Raw genomic sequence first — 24,939 nt, 5'->3', positions numbered from 1 at the left:
AGAACGATGATGAGCAGAACAAGCATGGTGTTGAAAGGATTCATTATTTTGGGATTGTTAGGGGGATTGCTGCTGCCTGCGGGGCAAAAGGCTTCTGCGGAGACGGTGCATACATATAAGGACGAGACGTCTTCCTTCGCCATAAACGGCAGTTCCGTAAGAATGACGGGTGAGCATGTCGTCTGGCGCGAAAATGGTCAGATTCGATATGGCAATACAAGCACCGGCCAAAAGACGGTTATCACGAATCACGGAAAATCGACTGATTCGCCTGCTATCGGAATCAACGGGAGCGGCGAAGCCGTCGTCGTATGGGCAGACAAGAGGAATCAAAGTGAAGGAACCGGCAATTTGAACTGGGATATTTACAGCTATAATCTGAGCACGAATACCGAGAAGAAGCTGAATGATACTGTAGGTCAGCACCGGATTCCTTCCATCGACGGGAACTATATCGTCTGGCAGACCAATCCGGATTATGAGATGCATGTATACGATATGACGGCAGGAGTGTTGACGAATTTGGGACTCGGAAGAGATCCGATTGTCGGGAATGGCCGCATCGTCTATAAAGGGGCTGCGGACGGAAGTTTATACGAATACGATATTGCTGCCCGAACGCATGAGAAGATTCTGGACTTGCCGTATTCCCAGTACGTCGAGCGGTTTGTTTTCAATGGCGAAGAGATTCTGTGGAAGCAGCGGGATATGGACGGCTATGGTAAATATACGTTCATGGATCTGGGCGAAAATAATCCCCAGCCGGTCGATCTGACTGAACCGGTAATACAGGGTGTCGAGTATAAAGAAATGAGCATCACGGATGGAATGGCTGTCTGGCTGGAAGCATCCGGCGGTTCGGTAGTCATGAAGGGTGCGGATTTGACCGGTGGTTCTTCCTACACGCTCGGCGTGACAAAGCCTTCGCAGTTTATCGGATTTAACGGGGACGGGCTTGTCCTTGTAAACAATGGGAAGCTGGTGAACCGAACCATCATCCAAACGGAAGCAGGACTTTCGAATAACCGGGACGACGGTCAAAATACTGGAGGCACAGTTATCGGTTTGGACGGCGGTATCGTGTCGGCCGACGATCAAGCGGCATCGTTGAAGTTTGAACAAGGAACGTTCAATGCAGATACCCGGATCGTTCTGGAGAAAAGCACGGAAACGGCCTTGTTCGATAGTAAGCCGGCACAAGGCATGACCTGGGCAGGCATGGCATGGAATTGGACGGCGGATGCGGAGCTGAAGAAGCCGGCCATGCTGACCTTCGAATTGGAACAAGCCTTAGATTCGGCCGATTTGGCAAACCGGATTGGTATTTACCGATATATCGAATCGGACGGCAAATGGATATATGCTGGGGGAATGGTAGATTCGGCATGGAGCAAGGTCCACGCCCAGGTTGTTACGGAGGGCTTATACGCTCTGTTTACCTATACTCCTTCTTTCTCGGATATGAAAGGCCATTGGGCGCAATCAGAAGTGGAAGTACTGGCGTCCAGATGGATTGTGAATGGGATGCAGACGGGGAATTTTGAGCCTAAGCAATCCGTGACGCGCGCCCAGTTCGCCAAGATGCTGGTCGAGACGGCGGGGCTCGGAACTGGACAAGCAGGCGGGGGATCGTTCCGTGATGTGCCGGACGGCCACTGGGCCGCCCGGTGGATAGGGCAGGCGGCTGCTGCGGGATGGATCAAGGGCTATGAAGGCAGTCTTTTCAAGCCGAATGCCGCTGTCACCCGTGAAGAAATGATGGTTATGCTGGCCAATGCCGCCCGTTTGGGGAAGGAAGACACAAGCGATACGCTCTCGGGTTATGCCGACGCAGACCGTGTGCGTGAATGGGCAAAGCCGTCTGTCGAAGCCGCAATCAAGAGCGGCATCATACAAGGGAACGGCGGCTTTTTAAATCCCGGCGGAACAAGTACGCGTGTGGAAGCGGCAGCGGTCATTTACAGGTGGCTGGCGATGAAGGGAGAGGTATTCAATGGGTAAAGAGGCAAAGAGTAGGCGTCGTAGACCGGTGTGGGGCCAAATCGGGAAATGTTTGCTTGCGTTTATCGTGCTTTTGACAGGGCTCCCGCTGCTGCCGAATGCAAATCTGCCGAAAGCGTATGCGGACACGTCGCTGCAGATCAATCCGAATTCTCTCAGTTCGGTCTATAACGGACGGACTGAGGTGAATTTCAGCTTTGATGATCCGGACCCGGATGATGAAACGCAAGAATCGCATGAAACGGTAATTAGTATGGAGAGTAACGGCTCGGCGGTCGCAACGCTAAAAAGCGGTACGTATCCGACCGAAACGAACAATAGTTATACATGGGATGGCAAGGCAAACGGGAAGCCGGTCAAGGAAGGCAGCTACCAGATTCGGGTCACGCCGACACGGTTTCCGGATAACGGCAATTCAGGCAGCGTGCAAATCATAAACCCGAATCCTCCGAAGCCGATAATGGATATCGTGTCCAATACGAAAAGCGAGGAGCATACGATCAGGGGTATTGCGGAGATCGGAACTACGATAGAGCTGAAGATGAAGCGAATTCGGAGAGTCGGCACGAATACGACTGTCGATGATGGTATCGTTGAAACTCTTGCCTCGAACATTGCAGTTAAACCAAGGATATCGCCTTGGGCGCTGGCTGTGCCGGTTAATGCCTCCTACTTTACGAATTTCCCCGTACGGTCAAATAACCTGCCTAAGAATTTCGTTGGCGAATGGGAAATAAAGGTACAGCTACCCGCATATGAAATTGCAGAAATCCAGGCTGTCGCGACGAGAGTATTCGACGGGAAGAAATCAGACAACTCGGAAACACTGCGGGTGCTGAGGTACAAAACGCCTGCATGGAATATTAACTGGTCGGTCATCGCCAGCTATTATTACAACGTGATCGAGAAAGAAGCCATTGTCGAGAAAATCGGCAAAGTCGCGAGCTTCAACGGCTTTCCCGTGGAGAATTGCAACGGGCAGACCTGCTACGGCAACCTCGAAGAGGGCGAAAACCTGCTGATTATGGAGCCGCAGCAAGGCGGAGAGATTGGCAAGGAAGATGACGAGCGAATCCACGAGGAATATGCGAACCGCAACGGCCATCCGATTGCAGATGCGTTCGACCCGGTCAACCTGGCGACGGGGGATTTCGTGTTCCGTCATCCAAATCTGAGCGTACAGGCGGTTATACCGCTTGACCTGACGCTGACGTACCACAGCCGGGACCGTTATGACGGCGATTTTGGCGTCGGCTGGCATCATACTTATGAGGGGAGATTGGAGTTCCGGGAGAACGGCGCTGTCTATGCGGTATCCCCTGAAGGCGCCAGTCACCGCTTCGAGCCGACCGGCAACGGGCAGTACGCAGGACAGGACGGCATATACGATACACTGGTGAAAAATCAAGACGGCACCTTTACGCAGCAAACGCCGCAAAGATGGTCCTATATTTATCGCAGGGACGGCCTGTTGTACCAGATATTAGATCCAAACGGCAATCGCATTCAGCTCACTTATCTGGGAAGCCTGCTTACCGATGTGGCGACGAGTGGCGCGAAGCTCACGCTCACCTATGGAGCCGGAGGCAAGGTCGTGCGGGTAACCGACCATTCGGGACGATATGCGGCCTATGAATATGATGCCGTCAATCATGATTTGACGGCTATGATCCTCCCCGACGGGGCAAAGATTGCATATGAATACGACGATAGGCACCGCATAACCGCTATAAACAATCCGAATGAAACGGCGGCGCTTATCAATGAATACGATGAGCAGGACCGGGTTGTGCGCCAGCGGGATTTTGCAGGCGTCTGGGGCAGCATCGAATATTATCCTGCAAAGATGCAGACGGTCACAACCAATGCGCTTGGAAGGCAGACCGTCTATCAATATGACGAGCGTTACCGCAAAACGGCGGTGACCTACGCGGACGGGACAGCCGAGCGTTACCTGTACGATAAGCACGACAACCTGATTGAAATGACAGACCGCGGCGGCGGGGTCTGGGGATATATGTATGACAACATAGGCAATCTGATCCGTGCCAAGGACCCGGAGGGCTACCAGACGGAAATCCGGTACAACGCCTTCAATTTGCCGGAGGAGATTGTTGATCCGCTTGGACACAAGACGGCGCTCGGTTATGATAGCAACGGCAACCTGACGGCGATTACTGACGCTGAAGGCGGTGTTTCGCGTATTGTGGTGGATGGCCGGGGCATCCCGGTATCCGTTACGAATGCGAACGGCGAAACCGTAAGCATCGAGAATGACGAGTACGGTTTTGCAAAATTTATCACGGACCCGCTGGGCAACCGCCAAGAAATGATCCGCGATCCGCTTCACCGCGTGACCGGCTTGTTGGATGCGCTGGGACAGCGGACGCAGATGGAATACGACCCGCGGGACAGAATCACCGCGAGGATCGATGCGCTTGGGAATACCGAGCGGTATGAATATGACAAGGACAGCAATCTGACCGGTTACACCGATGCGGCTGGATCGCGTACCGTCTATGCCTATGACAGCTACGCAAGAGTGATTGCGGTGACCGACGCTTTGGGAAATACAACCCATAACGAGTATGATGCCGTAGGCAACCTGACGAAACGGATCGACCCGAACGGGGCCGAAACGGTTTACAGCTACAACGAGACTAACCGTTTGAAGACGGTAACCGATCCGGAGGGCGGCGTGAGCCGTTACGAATACGACAATAATGGGAATCTGAAGCGTTTCGTCGATCCGAACGGCGGCGAAACCCGGATCGAATACGACGGGCGCAATCTGCCGCTGAAAATGACCGATGCGGAGGGAGGCGTATCGCTGATGAGCTATGACGCGGCCGGCCGGTTGACGCAGGAAACCGATCCGCTGGGCCACTCTGTCTTATACGCCTACGATACGCTGGGTAGATTGATCGAACAGACGGATGCCCTGGGTCAGAAGACCGTCTATACGTATGACAGCGCCGACCGCCTGATCCAGACCGTTAACCCGAACGGAGGGGTATGGCAGCTCGACTATGACCCGCGCGGCCTGCTCGTCAAGATCACCGATCCACTCGGACAAGTTTCCGAGATGACCCGGGACGCGCTTGGCCGGGTTGTCGACTCCATCGACGAAGCCGGGAAAGCGACGACCTATAGCTACGATGCGGCCGGACGGGTGACTTCGCTAATTAATCCGCTTGGTCACAAGACGGAAATGGACTATGATGCTCGAGGCCTGCTTACCGCCTTGAAGGACGCCAAAGGACAGACGACGCAATACGGGTACGATCCGCTTGGCCGGCTGCATAAAGTGACCAATGCGCTTGGGGCTGCGACGGCTTACAGACATGACGCCATGGGCAATATTACATCGAAAACGGATGCCCTTGGGCGAATCACAACCTATGAATATAACCTGAACAGCCAGCTGATTCGGGAAATAGGTCCGGAGCAGCGCGTGACGGAGCTGTTGTATGACAGCCTCGGCAATCGGACAGGCGTGAAGCTGCCAGATGGCGAAACGACCAGCTACGGCTATGACCTTATGAGCCATTTGACGGATATTCTCTATCCGGATGGCAAGCAGGTCGGTTACGAATACGACGCGGCCGGACGCAGGACGCGAATGACCGACGAGCTCGGCGAGACGAGCTATATGTACGATGCGCTGAACCGTCTTACTAAGGTGACCGATCCGTACAAACAAACGATTCAATATGAGTGGACGCCTAGCGGACAGCGGAGCAAAATCGTGTATCCGGATGCCACCGCCGTCAATTATCAGTACGATCTGCTGGACCGGATGACGGCCGTAACAGATGCGGAGGGCAGAGTTACAACCTATGCTTACGATGCGCGGGGCTTGCTCATTTCCAAGAACCTTCCGACAATGGGGCAAAGCAGCTACCGTTATGACGATGCCAGACAGTTGCTCGAGTTAAGACACCGGAATCAATTCGGTAAAGTGATAGAGCAAATGACGTATGCCTATGATCCTATCGGCAACCGGATTCAGAGTGAGCGTCTCTCGGACGGGAACGATGAGGATGATGCAGACGTTAGTGAAAGCCAGGAACGAGTTATAACGGACTATGCGTATGACGCGTTGAATCAGCTAGTTGGCGTTCAGACGCAGAACGGCCTGGCAGCGGAGCTTCCGGTGTCCACCGGCTACCTCTATGACGCTGTAGGGAATCGTTTGAAGAAAACGAGCGTATGGGGGGATGTGACCGATACCGAATCGTATTCGTACGATGCGGCGGATCGTCTTCTTCAGTGGACAAACGGCAGCGAGATGAAAGACTACACGTACGACCCTCGGGGCAATCTGCTGCAGGTCATGCATAAGAATTTACAGCTTCCAGAGACGGAGCTGGAGCTGGAGCCGTACGCAGCAGTGACCTCATCCGTGTATGATCCCGCGGGAACGGTCAATGAATCCGGTGATCCGAACGCGGAAGCCGATGCGGTCATCGAGTCTTTAACGGCATTAAATGAATCGCAATGGTCCGAACCGGAAATCGTCGAGAGCTACGCATGGAACGGAGCAAGTCGGCTGATTGAGCAAATCAACGACAAAGGCGACATTACGCGTTATGCTTACGATGGTGACGGCAACCGCATGAAAATGACGATTGATTATGCAGGCAGTCCGAAAGGCAACAACGGTAATGGAAATGGTAACGGTAATGGTAATGGTAATGGTAAAGGTAAAGGTAATGGTAATGAGAACAGTAATGGCAACGGTAATGGCAATGGCAATGGATCGGCCAATTGTCATGTAGTGCCGCCTGGTTTTATTCCGCCGGGACTCGCCAAGAAGTGCGGCCAGACTGACGAAGAATACCCGGATATGCATCCGGGCGGTCCGCGCGATGGATGGGAGAAACAATATAAGAAGAAGCATTGGGAATTAACTTATACCAATGATATCACTTTGGCACTTCCTGAGCCGCTGCAAGTAACGGAGGCTGACAGCACGAAGTGGAAGCAATCCTATGTGTACGGCGCAGGTGGTGAACGTCTGAGCATGACCTACCTGCCGGCGTATGATGACAACAACGGCTGGGAGCCGACTCCTGGTGATGGCGGTGCCGAACCGGGCACACAGCCTAAGACGCTCTGGTACCTGCAGGACGCCCTTGGCAGTACAATCGGCCTTGCGGAGAAGGACGGACGAGTGTCTGCAAGATACCACTACGACGAATTTGGTGTTATGCTGGACAGTAAGAAGTCCGATCTGAACTGGCCAGGCCCGGACAACTTATTCGGTTACACCGGATTGGGATATGATTATTCCAGCGGTCTCACTTATGCTAGAGCACGTTATTATCAGCCGGAGTTGGGTCGGTTTATAAGTGAGGATACGTATAAGGGGGAGCTTGGCAATCCGCAGAGTCAGAATCTTTTTTCATATGTGTATAATAATCCGTTAAGATACCTTGACCCAAGTGGACATATACCAACTGTAATGGAAGCGGCGTTAATGGCACAACACATCTACGGTGCTACAGAGGACGATATTGAAAGTAAAACAAGTCTTGATGGTGGATGGACAATAATTGACATTATGACAAATGACGAAGGGTTAAAAATGGGGGTGTACTCAAGGCTCAAGGACGATGGAACTACGGAATACTCGCTAGTTAACAAAGGTACCACCTCATGGGGAGATTGGGGCAATAACTTGCAACAACCAGTAGGCTTTTCTACAGACATGGAAGATTCAATTTCAAAATCTGAGTATTTTGTGGATAACCATAAGAATAATGAAATAACTATGGTGGGGCATTCAAAAGGAGGGGCTGAAGCGACAGCAAATGCAGTTGCTAACAATAAAAATGCTATTACATTCAATACTGCACTTGTACACCTTTATGCATATGGTTTAAGCAAAAGCGATTATACTGCTACCATGACCCATTACGTGGTTAAGGGTGAGATATTAAATCATACCTTTACTGCACCCTCAATTGGAAAAACGGTCTACTTGCCACAACAACATAAAATTAAGTGGTGGCACGCTTCCTTGTATAAAACGAACCAAAGAATAAAAAATCATTCAATGAACTCAGTAATAAATGCTTTAGAGGAGGCTGGTTACAACTGAGAGAGAAAATGATGTTAATAATAGGTATCCCGTTGATGTTGGTCATTGCAATCGTAATTTATATTGCTTGGCCGTGGTTGGCTATATTAATAGGCATCCAATTGGAGTCCAATCCCCCACGTCCTGAAATCACTTATGGAGAATTTCCATTTCGTTTGGAATATGAAATTAACGGGCAACGAATGGTGATTGAAGATACCTTAATATGTGAATATGATGGTATAGGTGCAGATGAAGGGCGAGGCAAATATCGCAAATGGAATCAAAGGTTAGCTAGTGGGCATGAGAGAGTAACGTTGTTAAAAGTCGATGAAACAAAGGAAATATACTATTCTCCAGGTAGTGCAAACTACTACATGGATGATTTGGAGCATGGTAGAGAATATCAGCACGGGTATCCAGACGCTTTAATTATTGAAAAGGATGGTAGGTTTACTAGTAATAGATTAATCCGCGCAGATCAATTACTGACGGAATACAATATAAAATTGATAAGGTGGGATGCAAGCCAACCAATAACAAATAATTTTCCCGAGGAATAAATTCAGATATTACCACATGCGAGTGTAACAATTCCATGTGGTTTTCTTTTGAGAGTCCCGCCACCGCACCATGCACCACACATAAGGCGGGCGGGAGGTAACGAAGCCAAGCAAATTCGGATGTTCACACCTCTGCTAAGACTGAACCGAATCTGAGTTTCATCCAAAAGTGTGACGGGGTGCGACAATCTAATCGAATCCACTAGGGAATTACCGTCATTATCTAGGCTTTCTTGTTATTGATGAAATAATCCGATGTGACAAATTCAAGAATCGCCTTATGCTTCTGTATGTCTGGTGATATTCCTGCCTGTAGAGTGTCTAACCTATAAGGGAAGACAACTTGAAAGGAGACATCATTCATGAATCATCCTGTTAAAGAATGCATTCAGAAGCTAGGACTAACACATCGGGCGTTCGTAATCAATATAAAATCACATGCTATTTTTATGGCCAAGCTGTAGATGATCTCCCTTGAGGAAAACGAGAGTACGGCGGGATACGACCGATTCTGAATCGTATATTGATCCGGATAATGGGGTAGTTTCTGATTCATCCAAGATTGGTTAACTGATCGGTTAGAGTTAACCCTTTATAATCTTCAAAGGAGGTAGTGTAATGTTTAATGGTATTCAACAAAATATGGATGAGTCGGAAGAGGTGAAAACCACCGATAAAATTCATCCGCTAGGCCACATGAGAGAAATGGCCTACGATTCACAAGACCAGCCGAAGACCAAATGAACTTAAGCTTCACTAAACTCAAAATTGTGAAATAAGGGCTGCCCCGGCAGGTCGAATATGACCCTGCCGGGGCAGCCCTTTGCTATTAATGGTACGTAACCCCATTAACCATTAACTCCATTAACACTATCCACTAAACCCGCGCTACTCGTGAATTCCCGTCAACAGCTTACCCAGCGCATCCAGCGCTTGCACTGCCTGCTCGCCGTCAATTTCGAGCGTCACTTCCTCGTTTGCCTTGATGCCGAGCGTGAGCATGCCCAGCGAGCTTTTGCCGTTTACTCTTTTTCCTTTGTTGATGAGGGTGATCTTGCAAGGGAAGGTGCTTGCGGTTTGCACGAATGTTTTGGTCGGTCGGACATGAAAGCCCGTTGGATTAAGAATAGTAAAGGTTTGACTGATCATTATGAACTCACTCCATTTCTTAGCTGTTCTACAAATTGCGTAATTTCTTGCGTGCTGTGCATCCGGAGCGCTTGATCGGCATAATCGGACCATTGTGCTTGATTTAGCTGACCGATAAGCTCCCTTGACGGGAGGATGGAACCGGCGCTCATACTGAATTCATGCAGGCCGAGACCGAGCAAGAGCGGAATAGCCGTAGCGTCGCCCGCCATTTCGCCGCACATGCCGACCCATTTGCCTTCCTTCTCCGCCGCTTGAATAACGAGACGAATCAAGCGCAGCAAGGAGGGGTGCCAAGGCTGATACAGATATGCCACCGTTTCGTTCATGCGGTCAGCGGCCATTGTATATTGAATTAAATCATTTGTTCCGATGCTGAAGAAATCGACCTCCGGAGCGAACAAGTCCGCGGAAACGGCTGCGGCCGGAACTTCGATCATCATGCCTACTTCAATGTGATCGGCCAGCTGAACGCCCTCGGCGATTAGCTTCTGTTTTTCTTCCTCGAGCAGCCGCTTAGCCTCCAGCAGCTCTTCGAGCACCGCGATCATCGGGAACATGATTTTCAGGTTGCCGTAACGGCTTGCCCGAAGCAGCGCCCGCAGCTGCGTGCGGAACAGGTCCTGTCTATCCAGACAGAGACGAAGCGCCCGCTGGCCCAGGAAAGGATTGCTTTCCTTCGGCAAATCCATATAAGGAAGCTCTTTATCGCCGCCGATATCCAGCGTTCGGATAACGACCGGCTTAGGGCTCATTTTCTCGAGCGCATATTTGTAGCTGGTGAACTGCTCCTCTTCGGTGGGAAGAGAGCTGCGGCCCATATATAAAAATTCCGTGCGAAAAAGTCCGATGCCCTCGGCGCCGTTATCGATGGCCCTTTGAATATCCTCGAGTTTGCCGATATTGGCTGCAAGCTCGACCTGTTTACCGTCTTTGGACAGCGTCAGCTGATCCTTCAGCTTCGCCAGCTCGATTCTGCGCTGATCGTCCTGTTGCTTTTTAGCTTGATAAGCTTCTAGTTCTTCTGTAGTCGGATTAATTAGGATAAGTCCTTCGTTAGCATCCATGGCCAAGAGAGTATTCTCCGGTACGTCATAAATCGCTGCGCCTACACCTACGATTGCGGGTATTTCCAGCGAGCGTGCCATAATGGCGGAATGAGAGGTGCGGCTGCCGACCTCGGTAATGAATCCGCGAACGACAGCCAGATTAAGCTGGGCCGTATCCGAAGGAGTCAGATCCCGAGCCACAATTACGCATTCTTCTGTCAGATTGGCCAAGTCCATATGCGGAACGCCCCGCAAATGACTCATCATCCGGCTCGAGATGTCCTCTATATCTACAGCGCGTCCTCGGAGCAATTCGTCTTCCATCGATTGCAGCAGCTCAATAAAGGATTGCGCTACCTCATGAAGCGCGAACTCAGCATTAATGGCTTCATCCGTTATTTTCTCTTCAATGGCATCAATGAGATCCGGATCCTCAAGCAGCATGAGATGTCCTTCGAAAATCTCCGCTTTGTCCGCTCCGAACCGTTCTTCGGCAGCGACGCGGATGGCTTCCACTTCGTTACGGGAGACGGCTACAGCTTCACGAAACCTCGCAACCTCCTGCTTCTCGTCCGCAACAGCAGCCCGGGCCGGAACGAAGCGCTCCGTCGCCAGGAAGAAGGTGCGGGCGACAGCGATGCCTGGCGATGCTCCTATCCCTTTCAATGATTGTGTCATCGTTCGATCATTCCTTTCCGTGCCGGACCCATTGTCCCAACTGCTGATATTGCTCCGCCGCACGCGCATGAAGAGGGCTCTGCCCGCTTAAACCCGTATACTCCGCTATCGTTCGATGAATGCCATGTTTTTTAATCGTTTCCTGCAGCTCTACGGCCTCAGGATCATCCGCATAGTCGAAGTGCAGCGCTGCAGCCATGGCGTTGGTCAAATGAGTAACCGTTATGCCGCATTGGTTAGCGAGCGATGCCGGCCGCACTAGCCGGTCTTGAGGTGAAAGCTTCCGAATCGGAGAGCGGCCAATCCGCACGATTTCATCAACCAAATAAGGGTTAATGAAACGCTCCAGTATTTGCTCGATATATTGCGAGTGCGCCGCTTCGTCGAATTGATAGGTTTGTATGAGTGCAGCTCCCGATTCCTGCAGCGCTCCTCTAACTTCAGCAACGATGGACGGATCCTTCATCGCTTCCTGGATAGTCGTATAGCCCTTCAAGTAGCCGTGATAAGCGGCGCAGCAATGTCCGGTATTGACAGTAAACAGCTTGCGTTCGATATAGGGCTCGAGCTGATCCACATAGTGGACGCCGGCGATTTCTTGATGTCCGGGCAGCACGGCAGAACGATCGATCGTCCATTCGTAAAAGGGTTCAACGGTAACCAGCAGCGGATCCTCGTTTTGCTGAAGCGGGACGATCCGATCTACGGCCGCGTCCGGGAAAGCGACAAGCCGGTCGGCCAGCGTCTGAGTCTCCGGCGACAGGTGTTCATAGACCAAATGCTTAAGCGTCGTACTGCCGCCTAAGGCGTTCTCGCATGCAATAAAATGAAGCGGCTCCCGGCTGCCCGCTAGTCTAAGCTCGATTCCCTTAGAGATGGCGGCTGCAATATGCTTCAGAACCGATACGCCGACGGCGGTCGTGACAAGATCTGCCTCTGCGATCGTTTCGGCGACCAACGCAATATTTTTACCGTCAATGGCGGTTACCTGATCAACAAGAAAGGTGTCAGCCTGTTCATTGGCAAGCTTGACGGTATATTGCCGCTTCGTCTGCAAGAGGGAAACGAGCGTATCGTTTACGTCGACGAAAGCAACCTCATACCCTGATTGATGCAGCAGCAGTCCTATAAAACCTCTGCCGATATTGCCGGCTCCGAAGTGAACGGCCTTCATTCCTGCATCCCCGCCTCGAAAATAGAAATGAGCTCTTCTTCAGAAGAAGCATTCAGAATGCGCCGCATATCCTCTTCTTCGGACACGAGCATAGCTACGTTCGTCAAAATATTCAAATGGTCGTCGCCAACCGCCGCTAAACCAATAATTAATTGAGCGGGTTCATCGCCTCCGAAGTCTACGCCATCAGGAACAGTGAGAATAGCCATGCCTGTCGAGCGGATCAAAGCCTTCGACGCATTCGTTCCATGCGGCATGGCAAGACCTCCTCCGATATAGGTGGATAAATCCTCCTCGCGCTCAATCATTTTATCGATATATTCCAGAGGCACGTGTCCGGCGTCAACAAGCAATTGCCCGGCTAAACGAATGGCCTCGTATTTGTCCTTCACTTTTACATTCAGTTTGATTTTTTCTTTCGCTAAAATAGTCATCATTTACTCTCTCCAATCCATTTTTGTTTTTATATAAAGCTCCAGCTTCTGTGAGATAAACAATTTGATGCTTTCCGCAGGGTCATGCTCAAGAACGGCAATCATTTCCGGCAGCAGCAGCATTGCACTTATTTCGCTAAGCACCTCCAGGCTGGACTTATCCAGCTTTACAGGCCCAAGCATCATTAATACTTGTTTAGCCTTTATCTCTTCATCATCGTTAAGCAGAAGGGGCTTATCGTAACGGTACAAAGCCAGCAGCGGCTCTTGAATCCATTCGCTTCGGGTATGGATTAAGGCAAGCTCCGTATCCGGGATGACCAGGCTGCCTTGCTGCTCTCTTGCGAGCAGCTGGGCGGCTATTTTCTCGCTATGAGCTAAAATGTCCGGCTTCCCAATCAGCGAGATCATCGGCAGCAGCTGAGTCTCTAACTTCGATTGCGGCTCCGTAATGGCCAAATCATGCACGGTGAAGCTTTCAAGCAGCCGGAGGATGCTCCCGGAATATTGCTGCAGCAGCGTCAAACGATCCATTGGCGAATGCATAGACGGCTCTGACGCAGAGGCGGGAACGAGCCTCTTTAAGGTCGTGCTCTCAATATAAGAGCGAAGCTTATCCGTTTCTTCTTGAGTAAGAAGGGGGCTTAGCTTAATGTACTGACCCGAATCCAGAGGCAGGTCGACGGTCGAAATGATCAGGTCATATTGATGCGAAGGCAGCCGTGCGGCTTCGTACCAAGAATAATGACCCAGTAATTCGATTTGCGGCAGCTTCTTCGTGATTCTTACGGCGAGCAGCTTGGATGAACCAATGCCGCTCGTGCAAACGAGCACAGCTCTAATTTTTCTCGGGAATTGCTTTAAGCGTTCAATGGAAGCGCCGAAATGCATCACGATATAACCGATTTCCTCGTCAGGCACAACAATAGAAGGGATAACCTCATTGACGCCTTGCCGGACCGCGGCGAATAGCTGGGCGTAATCCTTTTTAATGGGCGCCAGCATTGGATTGCGTATCGCGATGCCTTCTCTTATCCGCTGAAACGCCTTTTTAATATGTTGAATTAACCCTTCTACCAGCGATCGGTCTTCCAAAAGCGGCATTTGTAGTTGTTCCTCAACGTAACGGATCAGCAGCGTTACAGTTTCAATAAGTGACATATCGTCGTGATGAATTAGGAGGCTGCTTTCCGGGAAAGCCTCGTTGTCGAGCAATCGGGAAAGGTATCGTTTTTCTTCTATTGGAAGCTGTATATCAAGCGCGTTCAGCAGGCTTCTCAGCAAAGGGATTTCACCGCCGGTGCTATAATCGCCCGATTGAATCAAGTGGTTATGCTCAATCCGGGTTAACGCAACCGACAACTTAATAAGCAATCTGGTGTAATCGGATTCGGATAAGTCGTTCGGCCAATCGTCATTCAACTCCCACAAAGCCTGTTCAAGCCTCTTGAAATTTTTCTTGCCGATCATGTCAAGAAGCTGTGCCGTTATGGGATTGGGATGTGAAACCGTCTGGTCCGTGAATTGCCCGAATAAATCGGAATCGTCAAAATGATTGAAAGCAAGCAAGCTGATAAAATGGCGTTTCGCTGCTTCCGGGCCGCTGATCTCAACGCCGTAGCCTCTTTTTCGGACGAGGGTCAATCCTTGCTTGATAATGGATTGTTCCAGCTCATCGAGGTCATGGCTGATGGTCGGTATCGCCACGCGCAGCTCGTGAGCGAGCGAGAACAGCTTAATGGGCTCGTCATGCTTAAGCAGTCTGCAGAGAATAAGGATCTGGCGTTCTTCTGCCGAATATTCGAATGAATCGGTTAGGTCGAATGATTGCTTAAAGCGCTCCAGTGTTTCGTTGTCCGCTTCAATTCGAATACCAAGTCCGGATATTTTGTGAAGAAGAATGCCGTTAGCGGCAAGCAGCGGTTCAATATCGCTAAGCTCGCGATGGATCGTTCTCGTGCTTGTTCCGACGATAGCTGCGATATCGGCCGCGGTGATTTCATGCTTTTGATCGAGCAGCAGCTCGATAATACGACGCTGCCTGGTAGACGCTTTTATAGGAATCATCCTCCTTCCGAGGGGAATGAGCTTAACGCCGACAGGACTCTGTCAGCGTTAGGTAGGGTAGAACTAACTTAGTCTTTCTACGAGCAAATCATACTCTGGACTTTTGAGAAAATTATCGATTGAAATATGCTCCGCATTCGGAGCCTTCTGCCGCGCGCGGTCGGTGAGCGTCTTGTGAGTAATGACGATGTCGGCATCGCCCGGAATATCATTGATTGCCGTATTAATGACCGTGATCGGCAGCTCCGCCGCATTTATTTTTTTGCGCAAAATGGAAGCGCCCATTGCGCTTGAGCCCATGCCTGCGTCACAGGAAAAGACGATTTTGTTTACTTGCGCCTTCGTTTGCTGCGCCGGCTGCGATACGGACTGAGCGGCTGTACCTTTGGATTCAGCTTTCATCTGTTGCACCTTCTGAGCAGCAAGCTCAAGACCGTTGTCCGAATCATCCGCCTGCTTGCTTGTTTTCAGCAGCAGCGCAGCGACCAGGAACGAAACGATTGTGGCCACTATGACACCGCTGAACATTGCCAGGAATCCACCTTTAGGCGTCATCGTAATGTAGGCGATGATACTGCCCGGCGAAGGAGCGGCGACAAGACCGGCACCGAAGATGGAGAAGGTGAACGTACCTGCCACGCCTCCCGCGATAGCGGCTAGAATCAAACGCGGGTTCATGAGAATGTAAGGGAAATAGATTTCGTGAATACCGCCGAAGAAATGGATAACGACTGCGCCTGGAGCAGACTGTTTGACCATTCCTTTACCAAAGAGCCAGTATGCAAGCAGAATGCCAAGACCCGGACCGGGATTGGATTCCAGCATGTAAATGATCGATTGGCCTGCTTTGGATGCCTGTTCAAGCGCAAGCGGTCCAAGAATGCCGTGATTGATCGCATTGTTCAGGAACAACACCTTTGCCGGTTCGATCAAAATGTTAGCGAGCGGCAGCAATCCCGTGTTGATAAGGAATTCGACGCCTTGTGCAAGCAGCTTGCTGAAGGTTTCAACCACAGGCCCGATTCCTTTGAAAGCCAGCAGCGCGAGTCCGCCGCCGATGATGCCGGAAGAAAAGTTGTTGATCAGCATCTCGAAGCCCGAAGGAATTTTGCCTTCAATCGATTTATCGAATTTTTTGAGCAACCATGCGGCAAAAGGTCCAACAATCATCGCACCGAGAAACATCGGTATTTCCGATCCTACTATAACCCCTGCCGTAACGACTGCACCGATGACGCCGCCCCGCACGCCATGAACCATTTGACCGCCGGTATAACCGATGAGTATAGGGAGCAAATAAGTAATCATCGGTCCGACAAGCACTGCCAGACTTTCGTTCGGAATCCAGCCTGTCGGTATGAATAAAGCCGTTATGAGTCCCCATGCAATAAAAGCGCCAATATTCGGCATGACCATGCCGCTTAGAAAACGGCCAAATCGTTGAACTGAAACTTTAACGCCGCCGGATGCCGGTTTTTCTGATGTCAGTTTACTCATGCTGCAACCTCCAATTTGTAATTTATTGGTCTTTATAATGTTCTCTTCCAGAACCTGATTCAATCGTAATGTACAGCGCTTTCATTTTCAATCATTTGAAAAGCAGGTTGCGTCATGATAGCTGTTGACATCATTTTTGTTTTACTATTCTGATTTCCGGGGATACATCTAAATGTGGCTCTGTTCCCTACATGTTCCTAGAGGTTAAAATGCATATAAAATGAGCTAAATTCATTGAATACTTCGTCACGCACTCATGCTATGATGGATGAGGAATTTCTTGATAGGTGATAATAGCAAATAGATGGAGCGGAGAGAAATGAATAAAAAATGGTTGAACTACGGCGGACTTGTGCTAATAGCTGTCGTATGGGGGGCGAACTTCGGTATATCGCGTCTGGCGATGGAGTCATTTAATCCGGTTGTATTCTCGTTTTTAAGATTTGGATTGGCAATTCCGTTTTTCTTCCTTATTTTGAAGCTGACCGAGGGCAGCGTGGGCATTCCTTGGCGAATCGTTCCGAAGCTGGCGCTAATCGGGCTGCTCGGCATTACGCTGCTCGAAATTATGGTCATGTACTCGATTAAATATACGACGCTCGCTAACTCGTCGCTATTAAATGTCGCGCCATGGCCCATATTTGTCGCTTTATTCGCGCCGCTATTTACTCGCGAATCCATAACGATGCGGCTTGTGGTTGGCGGTTCTATATCGATAGTCGGGGTATGTCTCGTCATACTAGGCGGCGGCGAAGGCTTCACGCTATCTTCTGAAAATATGCTCGGCAATGCAATGGCATTCGGAGTCAGCATCATCGGCTCTTTGTACAACCTGAGCTCGATTTCGCTCATGAAGCAATACTCCGCGCTGCGCGTAAGTACATGGACGATCGCGTTCGGATCCTTGTTCATGCTGCCGCTGACCTTTGGCGCATGGGGGCAAACGGACTGGTCCGCTCTAAATACCGGCCATTATTTATCGATTGTATATAACGTGCTTATTTGTACCGTGCTGGCATTTGTCGTTTGGAACGCCTGCATGTTCAAGGTCGGAGCCACGCGGTCGAACTTTTTTCGCTACGCGGTTCCGGCTGCGGCGGTCGTTGCCGGCTACTTGATGTTCGGTGAGAAGATCGCGCTGCTGCAAATGTGCGGCGCCGGCTGCATGGCCGCAGGACTGATATGGATCAGCATAGAGCGCAAGCGGCGAGAGGAGCCGGTGGTTCCGGTAACGAAGACAGGCGGTCAAATGATCTAGTGCGAACTGCGTTTCAAGCGGTTAGCGTATCTGTCCGGTGTATTTTTCAGGGACACGCTTTAAGGCCTCCTGAAAATTTAGGTTTTAAAAATTAATGTATGCCCGTGAACTGTAAGAAGCCCACCGACCAATGGGCTTCTTCTTTATGTGGGTGATAAACTCAGTAAGCAATACGTTTTCTATCGCCATGCATATTTCATCAGAGACCAATTCTAAAGAGAGTCTTCTAACACCATGGGGAGATACCTACCACGATAACGGTATGTGCCTATTGCAAAAAAGAATTGGGATATAGGAACAATAGAAGGGTGTTTTAAACCTAGCGGCCTAAGGCCGAACAGGACGATACACATGACTAAGGTGAGTGAAGTCCAAAAGAATTGCACTTCTACATGGTCCAATGAAATCGTTGTTTGATAACCGCGTGCGACCGGGTTTTTATCATCATACTTCCCGTAGTTCGTACAGTTCCTTTTTCTTTACCGCATTTTCGTTTAAGCCGTTTGGACCATTTGGTATGATTGCTTAACAGCTCAATAGGCTTCCCGTATCGGAGTGATCGCTTTAATATAGCTTGAACCCGATACTTGACTACCTTCGTTTTTTTTCGTTGGGTTAAGCAGAAAATGACGGTGACAGGTACCAGTCCGCGATAAGAGCATTTCTTTTTCTTATGAAAACATTTGTTTCTTTTTGGTGGATGGATTGGTACTTTATCCAGTGACAGGTTGACGATAGCATTCTCCTTCGGTTCTAATTCAATCGGGGGACTATCTTTCGTTAGATATTCGGGGCTTGTTGTCACCTGTCCTCACTCCTGAACTTGTACGGATGCCTTTACACGATAGGTGCCGGCAGTAAGATCCCCGAACATATAAAAACCCCCAGCGTTCGTTTTAGTAATATCCGTTACTAGCTCATTTCCGTTGTTTATGAGGTAGAGTGCGACGATTGCATTGGGTATTGCCTGCCCGCCTATGCTATCTGTAATAAACCCGCTGATTGTTCCCGTATTCGCGTCAGGATCTGCTGACAGATTAATATTTAGCGGGGAAAACTCTCTGCCCGAAATCGAAACGGGAGCGCTTTGGTTCGGCAAAAACCCTGCTTTGCTCGCTCTAATTACATAAGTAGCGTCTTCCAGAGCAGCAAATAAATATTGGCCATCACCGTTAGAGGAGACGATTCCCACCATTTGCAGTGTTGAATTAACTTCCTGGAACAATTCGACGGTAGCATCGTTTACAGGGGTTCCTGTGCTGTTTTGGATGATACCATAGAGGGCATTCTTCTGTCCGTCAGGATCTGTTTGCATCGTAATATTCACTGTTGTCGTGGCATTCCTAGATACCGAAATGGGTATCCGGACAGGTGTCAACAGTGTAGGCTCAGAAGCCGTAATGAAATAGGAACCTACTGGAACCCTGGGGAAAATAAACAAACCGGCAGGATTACTATTGTTATGCTCAAATGGCTGTCCATTGGAAGAAAAAAGCATCACTGTTGCTAACGAAATGGCTGTGCCGTCAGGAAGTCTTACAGATCCCGAAACATTTCCTGAATCCGCATCGGGTGCAAGCTGTAGTTGCAGATTAGCTGTTTCCTGATCACGCCCGTCGACAACAATAAATGGACTTGGTTGAAGTGTATATCGGTCTATTATCGGCATCTGAAATCCCCACTTCCTACACTTTTTTTACTTTATCATATAAAGTATGAGCGAATAAATAAATGGAAAGGGATATATGCCTTAAATGCGAGACGTAGCTAGGTAGAGGCGCTGGATAACGAAATGTAAGCGTTTGACAGAAAATGGGCGAAATTTTTTTTCATAACAAATCAAAGCGCTTGCAAGAATCGTGAAAATCCAGCAGCCGCAATGGTTTGCGGGAGTTCAGGGAGTGAGAGCGACGACCGTCGGGACGAGCTGTTGAGCGGTATCATGCCTTGACGTCAACTTTTAAACCGTGTTACGGTCTTGTTAACAAATCTAACATTTTATCTCTTGAAAGGAGACGGATGGATGATTAAAGCAATCATATTTGATTTTGATGGCACAATTATTGACACGGAAACGGCGTGGTACAACGCATTTCGCGACGCATACAAGGAACATGGTGTTGAGCTTACATTAGAACAATACTCCGGCTGCATAGGCACGAGTCTGCATACTTTTAACCCCTATGAATATTTAATGACAGATTTGAAGCTGCCAATTGATAAGCAAGCCTTCCGCGAATCAGTGCATCTCCAGCATTCCGCACTTATGCAAAGCGAGGAGGTTCGGTCCGGCATCATGGATTATTTGAATTTCGCTCAGGACTCTGGCCTCAAGATCGGCCTTGCCTCCAGCTCGGCCCGCGCTTGGATCGATAAATATTTGGAGCAGCTCGAAATCGCGCATTACTTCGAATGCATTCGAACGGCTGATGATGTAACGAAGGTGAAGCCTGACCCTGAACTATACAAGCAGGCTCTGGCTGGTCTGAACGTGGGAGCAAATGAAGCGGTAGCGATTGAGGATTCCCCTAATGGGGCGCGTGCTGCATCAGCTGCTGGGATGTCATGTATTATCGTACCGAATGCGATTACGAAGAGCTTAGAGTTCGATAAGTCGGATCGTTGTTATCATGCGGAATCATTAGCTCATATTGATTTTCGTGAAATGGTTGCAGGTGCGCTATAGAGTGCCGTAATTCAGAAAAGTGGTCAAAGATTTTAAGAGATGGCTGTTCAACGCATTAAATAATTAGAATATTCAGAAAACAATTCAAGGACGACACCATCCAATTAAAGGAGGTTCGGACGATGAAGGCTGTTCATTTTGGCGCAGGTAATATCGGAAGAGGGTTTATCGGCCTTCTTTTGTCCAATGCGGGCTATGAGGTCACATTTGTGGCCCGAAATGAAAGGAAGATTCAGCTCCTCCAGCAGCAGAAGCAATATTCCGTTACACTTGCGAACGAGGCAAGAGATACGGAAATCGTGAACAATGTCACGGCGATCAGCGGCAAGAACAAGGCGGCAGTAGCGGCGGCTATCGCGACGGCTGATATGGTCACAACAGCGGTAGGCGTATCTGCATTGAAGCAAATTGCGGAGTCCATCGCCGCAGGTGTTGAGCTTCGACTCAGCGGCCATAACCTCAGACCGCTGCATATCATCGCATGCGAGAATGCGATTTCCGGAAGCTCGCTCCTCAAGCGGCGCGTTTATGAACATTTGCCGGCGGAGTGGCATGAGAAAGCGGATAGCTGCATTGCTTTTCCGGATACAGCCGTTGACCGCATCGTTCCTGTTCAGGAGCATGATGATCCGCTTAAAGTAACCGTAGAGCCTTATTTTGAATGGATTGTAGATCGTTCGTCGATGATCGAGGGTTACCGGGAGATTGATGGAATCAAATATGTGGATTCGTTGGAGCCTTACATTGAACGTAAGCTGTTTACCGTCAATACGGGTCATTGCACGGCGGCGTATCATGGTTACCTTGAAGGGTATGATACGATTCAAGAAGCGATGGGAGATACTAAGATTAAGGCGGAAATATCGGGTGTGCTGGGAGAGACGGGGAAGCTCCTTACCTCCAAATATCATTGGGATAAGAAGAAGCATGAAAAGTATATTCAAAAAATGATGGTGAGATTTACAAATCCCCGTTTGTCTGATCACGTCGTACGCGTCGGCCGTTCACCGATTCGCAAGCTTTCACTGAATGATAGGCTCGTCAGGCCCGCTTTACAAGCGCATAGGCTGGGTATTCCTATCCCTTATCTAACATCAGCTATAGCGGCTGCACTTCTATTTGACTACGATCAGGATGAGGAGGCCGTCTTGCTGCAGGCTGCGATTCGGCGTTCCGGCATTCATGATGTCATCGCCTCGTATATGGGGATTCCGCAAAAGCATGCGATTCATCAGAAAATCGTAGATAGCTATGGCGCGCTCAAAGAGTCTTATGCAATCGCCAGATGAAATATTGCCCGCCGAGCTCCGTTCACGTTCGATCTGATGACGAAGCGAACAAACATATAAGAAGCGATAGGAGTAGGACTTCCGTCGCTTCTTTTTTGTACAGAAAATTAAATCGATCATCGCTGTGGATAACATGTTGATAATTTGTGGATTAGCATAATCGAACTACGATTCCGTCAAAACTAGCAACAAACACGCTTCTGAAAAATAGTTGGTGTAAAGTGGAAAAAGAAACAAAACGGCATTGAATTACCATAAATTAACTTCTACTGCTGAAAAATGTCGGGTATAGTATAAACAAATCAAATATTTCTGTCGAAATATAAAATTAAGTGCTGATTGAACTAAATTCATATGGTAGAATAGGCTCATTAGAACTTTTTGGGAAGAGAGGAACATCTTCTCTTAGGAATTAAGGATCAGTCCAACGGACATTCGTACCCATATTAACCAGCAGATGACGCAGCCGAGCACACCTTCGCATTAACGAACAGTTAAAAGCGGTGGGTGTGCCTATTACTTGTAAATGGGTCAGAAGTCCGGGTACATGCTGATCGAGGATTTCGGATGCGCGCAGCGTACGCTTCAATTGAGAGGCGGATGAGAGAACACTCTGATTCAGAAGCAAGTACATAATGAAAGTCCTGCGTTTGGCGTTACTAGTCATTCATTCATTAAAATGAATGCAACTATTTCTATTATAGAGGTGAGAGAGAGTGACATTAAGAAAGAAACTGGCAGTATCAACAATTGCAGCGAGTGTAGCGATGTCCGCATTCGCTGGTATTCCGCTCAGCAATAAAGGTTTGGCGGAGAAGCTTGGCGTGAGTGACGTGGCTTATGCCTCTACTACAACGGCTAATTCCGTACTGATTGACCGTGCGAAGGCGATTTATAATGCGCTCGATAAAACGGGCGGGTTGGATGAAGTCGAAGCTCTTCGTAATGCGATTAACAGTTTGACTGACGCTCAGAAGGAGCAAATCGTCAAGCCAATTGTAGACAAATTTATCCCGGCAAGTGATGCGAATGCAGCAGCTAAGAAAGCAGATTTGAAAGATTTGATTCTTGATGCAGTAAGTCTGTCATACAGTCCGTCAGCTGCGGGTGTTGAAGCACTTCGTGTAGAGCATGGAGCGTTTGTTCAAACGTTCGCTACAGCGGCAGGTGTCGCTAATTTGACGGTAGATGATTTTGCTAACTACTTCTTTGACATTCAGGACGAAGTCATGAAGCAGTTGAAGTCGAAGGATCTATCGGCTTTGTTGGCATTATTGTCAGAGTCGAATGGAGTTAACGATCTTCTGGAGGATGTAATCGCAGCATTGCCTGAGAATGAGTACGCAGTTGAGAAAGTATTTCTCTACTATAAAGTGACAACTGAAGATGTCATTAATGTCGCAACGGCAGTGAAATCCGCAGTGAACGACAATAACAAATTTAATCAAGCTGCACTAGCACTATACACAGCGTATCAATCCCTGAACACTCCTACAACTGGCGGCGGTGGTGGTGGCGGCGCAGTTGTAACTACTCCTGTGATCGAGCTCCCGAAGGCTGTTAACGACTACGTTGGCAAGCTGGACGCTGTGAAGGACGCTATCGCGAAAGCGACCGGCGAAGAGAAAACGAAGCTTATCGAAGCGGCCGTGAAAGAGGCGCAAGCGCTTGTTAATACGCTCTCGACGATCTCGGCTTCGAGCAGCATTGCAACCATTAACGGACGAGCAGTTCTTCAATTAGATGAGAAGCAAATGGTTTCCGCAATCGCTGGTATTGCAGCAATTGCTGAGGGCTTGCAAGGAGCAGTTCCAGGAGCGAAGCTTTCTGAATTGAAACTGACGATTGATCTGGGCAACGTTACCCAAAATGATACGGTTATCGATTTGTCTAACGCGATCATGCAGCAAGCTGTAAAAGCGAAAATTACGGCAGTAACGCTCAAAATAAGCGATCTGACGGTTGAGCTCCCAGTTGGCGGCCAGTTCTCGAATGCCATCAACTTCACAATCAGCAAATCCGATGCCAAAGCAGAGGTTATTGGCAATAGTCTGAAAGCAGCTTCCAAAGTATATGACTTCAATCTTTCGATCGGCGGAGTTGCGACAACGAAGTTTGATCAGCCAATTCTTATTAGTATCCCGCTTGGCGACACAACGGGCCTGGATACGGAATTGCTGTCGGTCGCTAAGATAGTAAACGGCAAGCTGATATTCCAAGGCGGACGCATTAAGAAAGGCCACATCGTAGAGCCGCGCGACACCTTCTCTTCTTATGTAGTTGTTGAAAATAAAGTATCGTTCAGCGACGTTGCTTCCGTTGAAGCTTGGGCAGGCCGCGAAATTCAAGTAGTAGCCGCTAAAGGCGCAATCGAAGGCAAAGCAGCTGGTAAATTTGCTCCACAAGATAAAGTAACTCGCGCTGAATTTGCAAAAATGCTTGTTCGTGCGCTTGATCTGGATAACGGCTCCGCAACGGAAAGCTTTGATGATGTGAAAGCTAGCGACTGGCATGCTCCGTACGTAGCGGCAGCAGCTAACCTTAAAATCATCAACGGACGTTCGGCATCGAAGTTTGATCCTAACGCAACGATTACCCGAGCTGAGATGGCAACGATGATCGCTCGCGCATTGAAAGTTTCGCAAGGCGCTTCTGATGTTGCTGATGTGAATACAGCGCTTAAAGGCTTCGCAGATGCTGGGAAAATCAGCGCTTCGCTGAAGGCTGGTGTTGCTTTCGCTGCCAGCAACGGTATCGTGAAAGGCAACGCAGGAAAGTTCCTGCCGAACAACAATGCTACCCGCGCAGAAGCAGCAGTTATTATTTATCGTGCAATTAATTTCGGTGAATAAAATATAAGTATTACAAAATCTTCCTCTCATGTAGGTGGGAGGAAGATTTTTTACAATTTTTTTAATATTAATTTATGGATTTTGGGTTACTATGTAATAGGATAAAGGATATAGTTCATCAGCATCAGAAAATCTTTCGATACCTATATCCAGTGGA

General features: G+C 49.1%; 15 protein-coding genes. 8 read left to right on the top strand and 7 right to left on the bottom strand.

Annotation, left to right across the window (positions count from 1 at the left end):
* Positions 1-6: 6 nt before the first annotated feature.
* The 4 genes from DFP97_RS12465 (at position 7) to DFP97_RS31910 (ending at position 9,393) form a co-directional block, all read left to right on the top strand.
* Complete coding sequence (locus tag DFP97_RS12465) at positions 7-2,001, top strand: S-layer homology domain-containing protein (RefSeq protein WP_147275050.1); 1,995 nt, start codon at positions 7-9, stop codon at positions 1,999-2,001.
* Positions 1,994-8,107: a DUF6531 domain-containing protein gene (locus tag DFP97_RS12455; RefSeq protein ID WP_114380318.1), complete on the top strand. Its 6,114-nt coding sequence runs from the start codon at positions 1,994-1,996 to the stop codon at positions 8,105-8,107. Before DFP97_RS12465 ends, DFP97_RS12455 begins: the two co-directional genes overlap by 8 nt.
* A gap of 35 nt (positions 8,108-8,142) precedes the next feature.
* Complete coding sequence (locus tag DFP97_RS12450) at positions 8,143-8,649, top strand: hypothetical protein (RefSeq protein WP_245976172.1); 507 nt, start codon at positions 8,143-8,145, stop codon at positions 8,647-8,649.
* A 618-nt stretch (positions 8,650-9,267) separates the two neighbouring features.
* The gene (locus DFP97_RS31910) at positions 9,268-9,393 is read left to right on the top strand and encodes a hypothetical protein (protein ID WP_281270966.1); all 126 of its coding nucleotides are present in this window, start codon (positions 9,268-9,270) and stop codon (positions 9,391-9,393) included.
* A gap of 144 nt (positions 9,394-9,537) precedes the next feature.
* Here the strand turns inward: DFP97_RS31910 and DFP97_RS12440 are convergent, their stop codons facing one another.
* From DFP97_RS12440 to DFP97_RS12415, 6 genes are all read right to left on the bottom strand, one after another.
* Complete coding sequence (locus tag DFP97_RS12440; protein WP_114380316.1) at positions 9,538-9,798, bottom strand: HPr family phosphocarrier protein; 261 nt, start codon at positions 9,796-9,798, stop codon at positions 9,538-9,540.
* On the bottom strand, positions 9,798-11,525 hold the full coding sequence (gene ptsP / locus DFP97_RS12435) for a phosphoenolpyruvate--protein phosphotransferase (RefSeq protein ID WP_114380315.1): 1,728 nt from the start codon (positions 11,523-11,525) through the stop codon (positions 9,798-9,800). The genes DFP97_RS12440 and ptsP overlap by 1 nt, the downstream gene beginning before the upstream one ends.
* 7 nt (positions 11,526-11,532) lie before the next feature.
* On the bottom strand, positions 11,533-12,699 hold the full coding sequence (locus DFP97_RS12430) for a mannitol-1-phosphate 5-dehydrogenase (protein WP_114380314.1): 1,167 nt from the start codon (positions 12,697-12,699) through the stop codon (positions 11,533-11,535).
* On the bottom strand, positions 12,696-13,133 hold the full coding sequence (locus tag DFP97_RS12425; RefSeq protein WP_114380610.1) for a PTS mannitol transporter subunit IIA: 438 nt from the start codon (positions 13,131-13,133) through the stop codon (positions 12,696-12,698). The genes DFP97_RS12430 and DFP97_RS12425 overlap by 4 nt, the downstream gene beginning before the upstream one ends.
* 3 nt (positions 13,134-13,136) lie before the next feature.
* Complete coding sequence (locus DFP97_RS12420; protein WP_114380313.1) at positions 13,137-15,200, bottom strand: BglG family transcription antiterminator; 2,064 nt, start codon at positions 15,198-15,200, stop codon at positions 13,137-13,139.
* Positions 15,201-15,263: 63 nt separating this feature from the next.
* The gene (locus tag DFP97_RS12415) at positions 15,264-16,697 is read right to left on the bottom strand and encodes a PTS mannitol transporter subunit IIBC (RefSeq protein ID WP_114380312.1); all 1,434 of its coding nucleotides are present in this window, start codon (positions 16,695-16,697) and stop codon (positions 15,264-15,266) included.
* 319 nt (positions 16,698-17,016) lie between these two features.
* On the opposite strand from DFP97_RS12415, the gene DFP97_RS12410 reads away from it, so the two are divergent.
* Positions 17,017-17,955: a DMT family transporter gene (locus DFP97_RS12410; RefSeq protein WP_114380311.1), complete on the top strand. Its 939-nt coding sequence runs from the start codon at positions 17,017-17,019 to the stop codon at positions 17,953-17,955.
* 811 nt (positions 17,956-18,766) lie between these two features.
* Here DFP97_RS12410 and DFP97_RS12400 read toward each other — a convergent pair.
* Positions 18,767-19,624, bottom strand: a complete 858-nt coding sequence (locus DFP97_RS12400) for an MSCRAMM family protein (RefSeq protein ID WP_114380309.1) — start codon at positions 19,622-19,624, stop codon at positions 18,767-18,769.
* 354 nt (positions 19,625-19,978) lie between these two features.
* On the opposite strand from DFP97_RS12400, the gene DFP97_RS12395 reads away from it, so the two are divergent.
* From DFP97_RS12395 to DFP97_RS12385, 3 genes are all read left to right on the top strand, one after another.
* Positions 19,979-20,641 carry an HAD family hydrolase gene (locus tag DFP97_RS12395; protein WP_114380308.1) on the top strand — a complete coding sequence of 221 codons (663 nt, stop codon included), beginning with the start codon at positions 19,979-19,981 and terminating at the stop codon, positions 20,639-20,641.
* Positions 20,642-20,763: 122 nt separating this feature from the next.
* Positions 20,764-21,930 carry a mannitol-1-phosphate 5-dehydrogenase gene (locus DFP97_RS12390; RefSeq protein WP_114380307.1) on the top strand — a complete coding sequence of 389 codons (1,167 nt, stop codon included), beginning with the start codon at positions 20,764-20,766 and terminating at the stop codon, positions 21,928-21,930.
* Positions 21,931-22,646: 716 nt separating this feature from the next.
* Positions 22,647-24,782 (top strand): S-layer homology domain-containing protein, encoded by a 2,136-nt coding sequence (locus DFP97_RS12385; protein WP_114380306.1) that lies wholly within the window; start codon positions 22,647-22,649, stop codon positions 24,780-24,782.
* Positions 24,783-24,939 lie beyond the last annotated feature (157 nt).

Source organism: Paenibacillus prosopidis (assembly GCF_003337375.1).
Classification (GTDB): Bacteria; Bacillota; Bacilli; order Paenibacillales; family Paenibacillaceae; genus Pristimantibacillus; species Pristimantibacillus prosopidis.
Note: the sequence above shows the minus strand (reverse complement) of the source record. Positions and strands in the feature narration are given on the sequence as shown.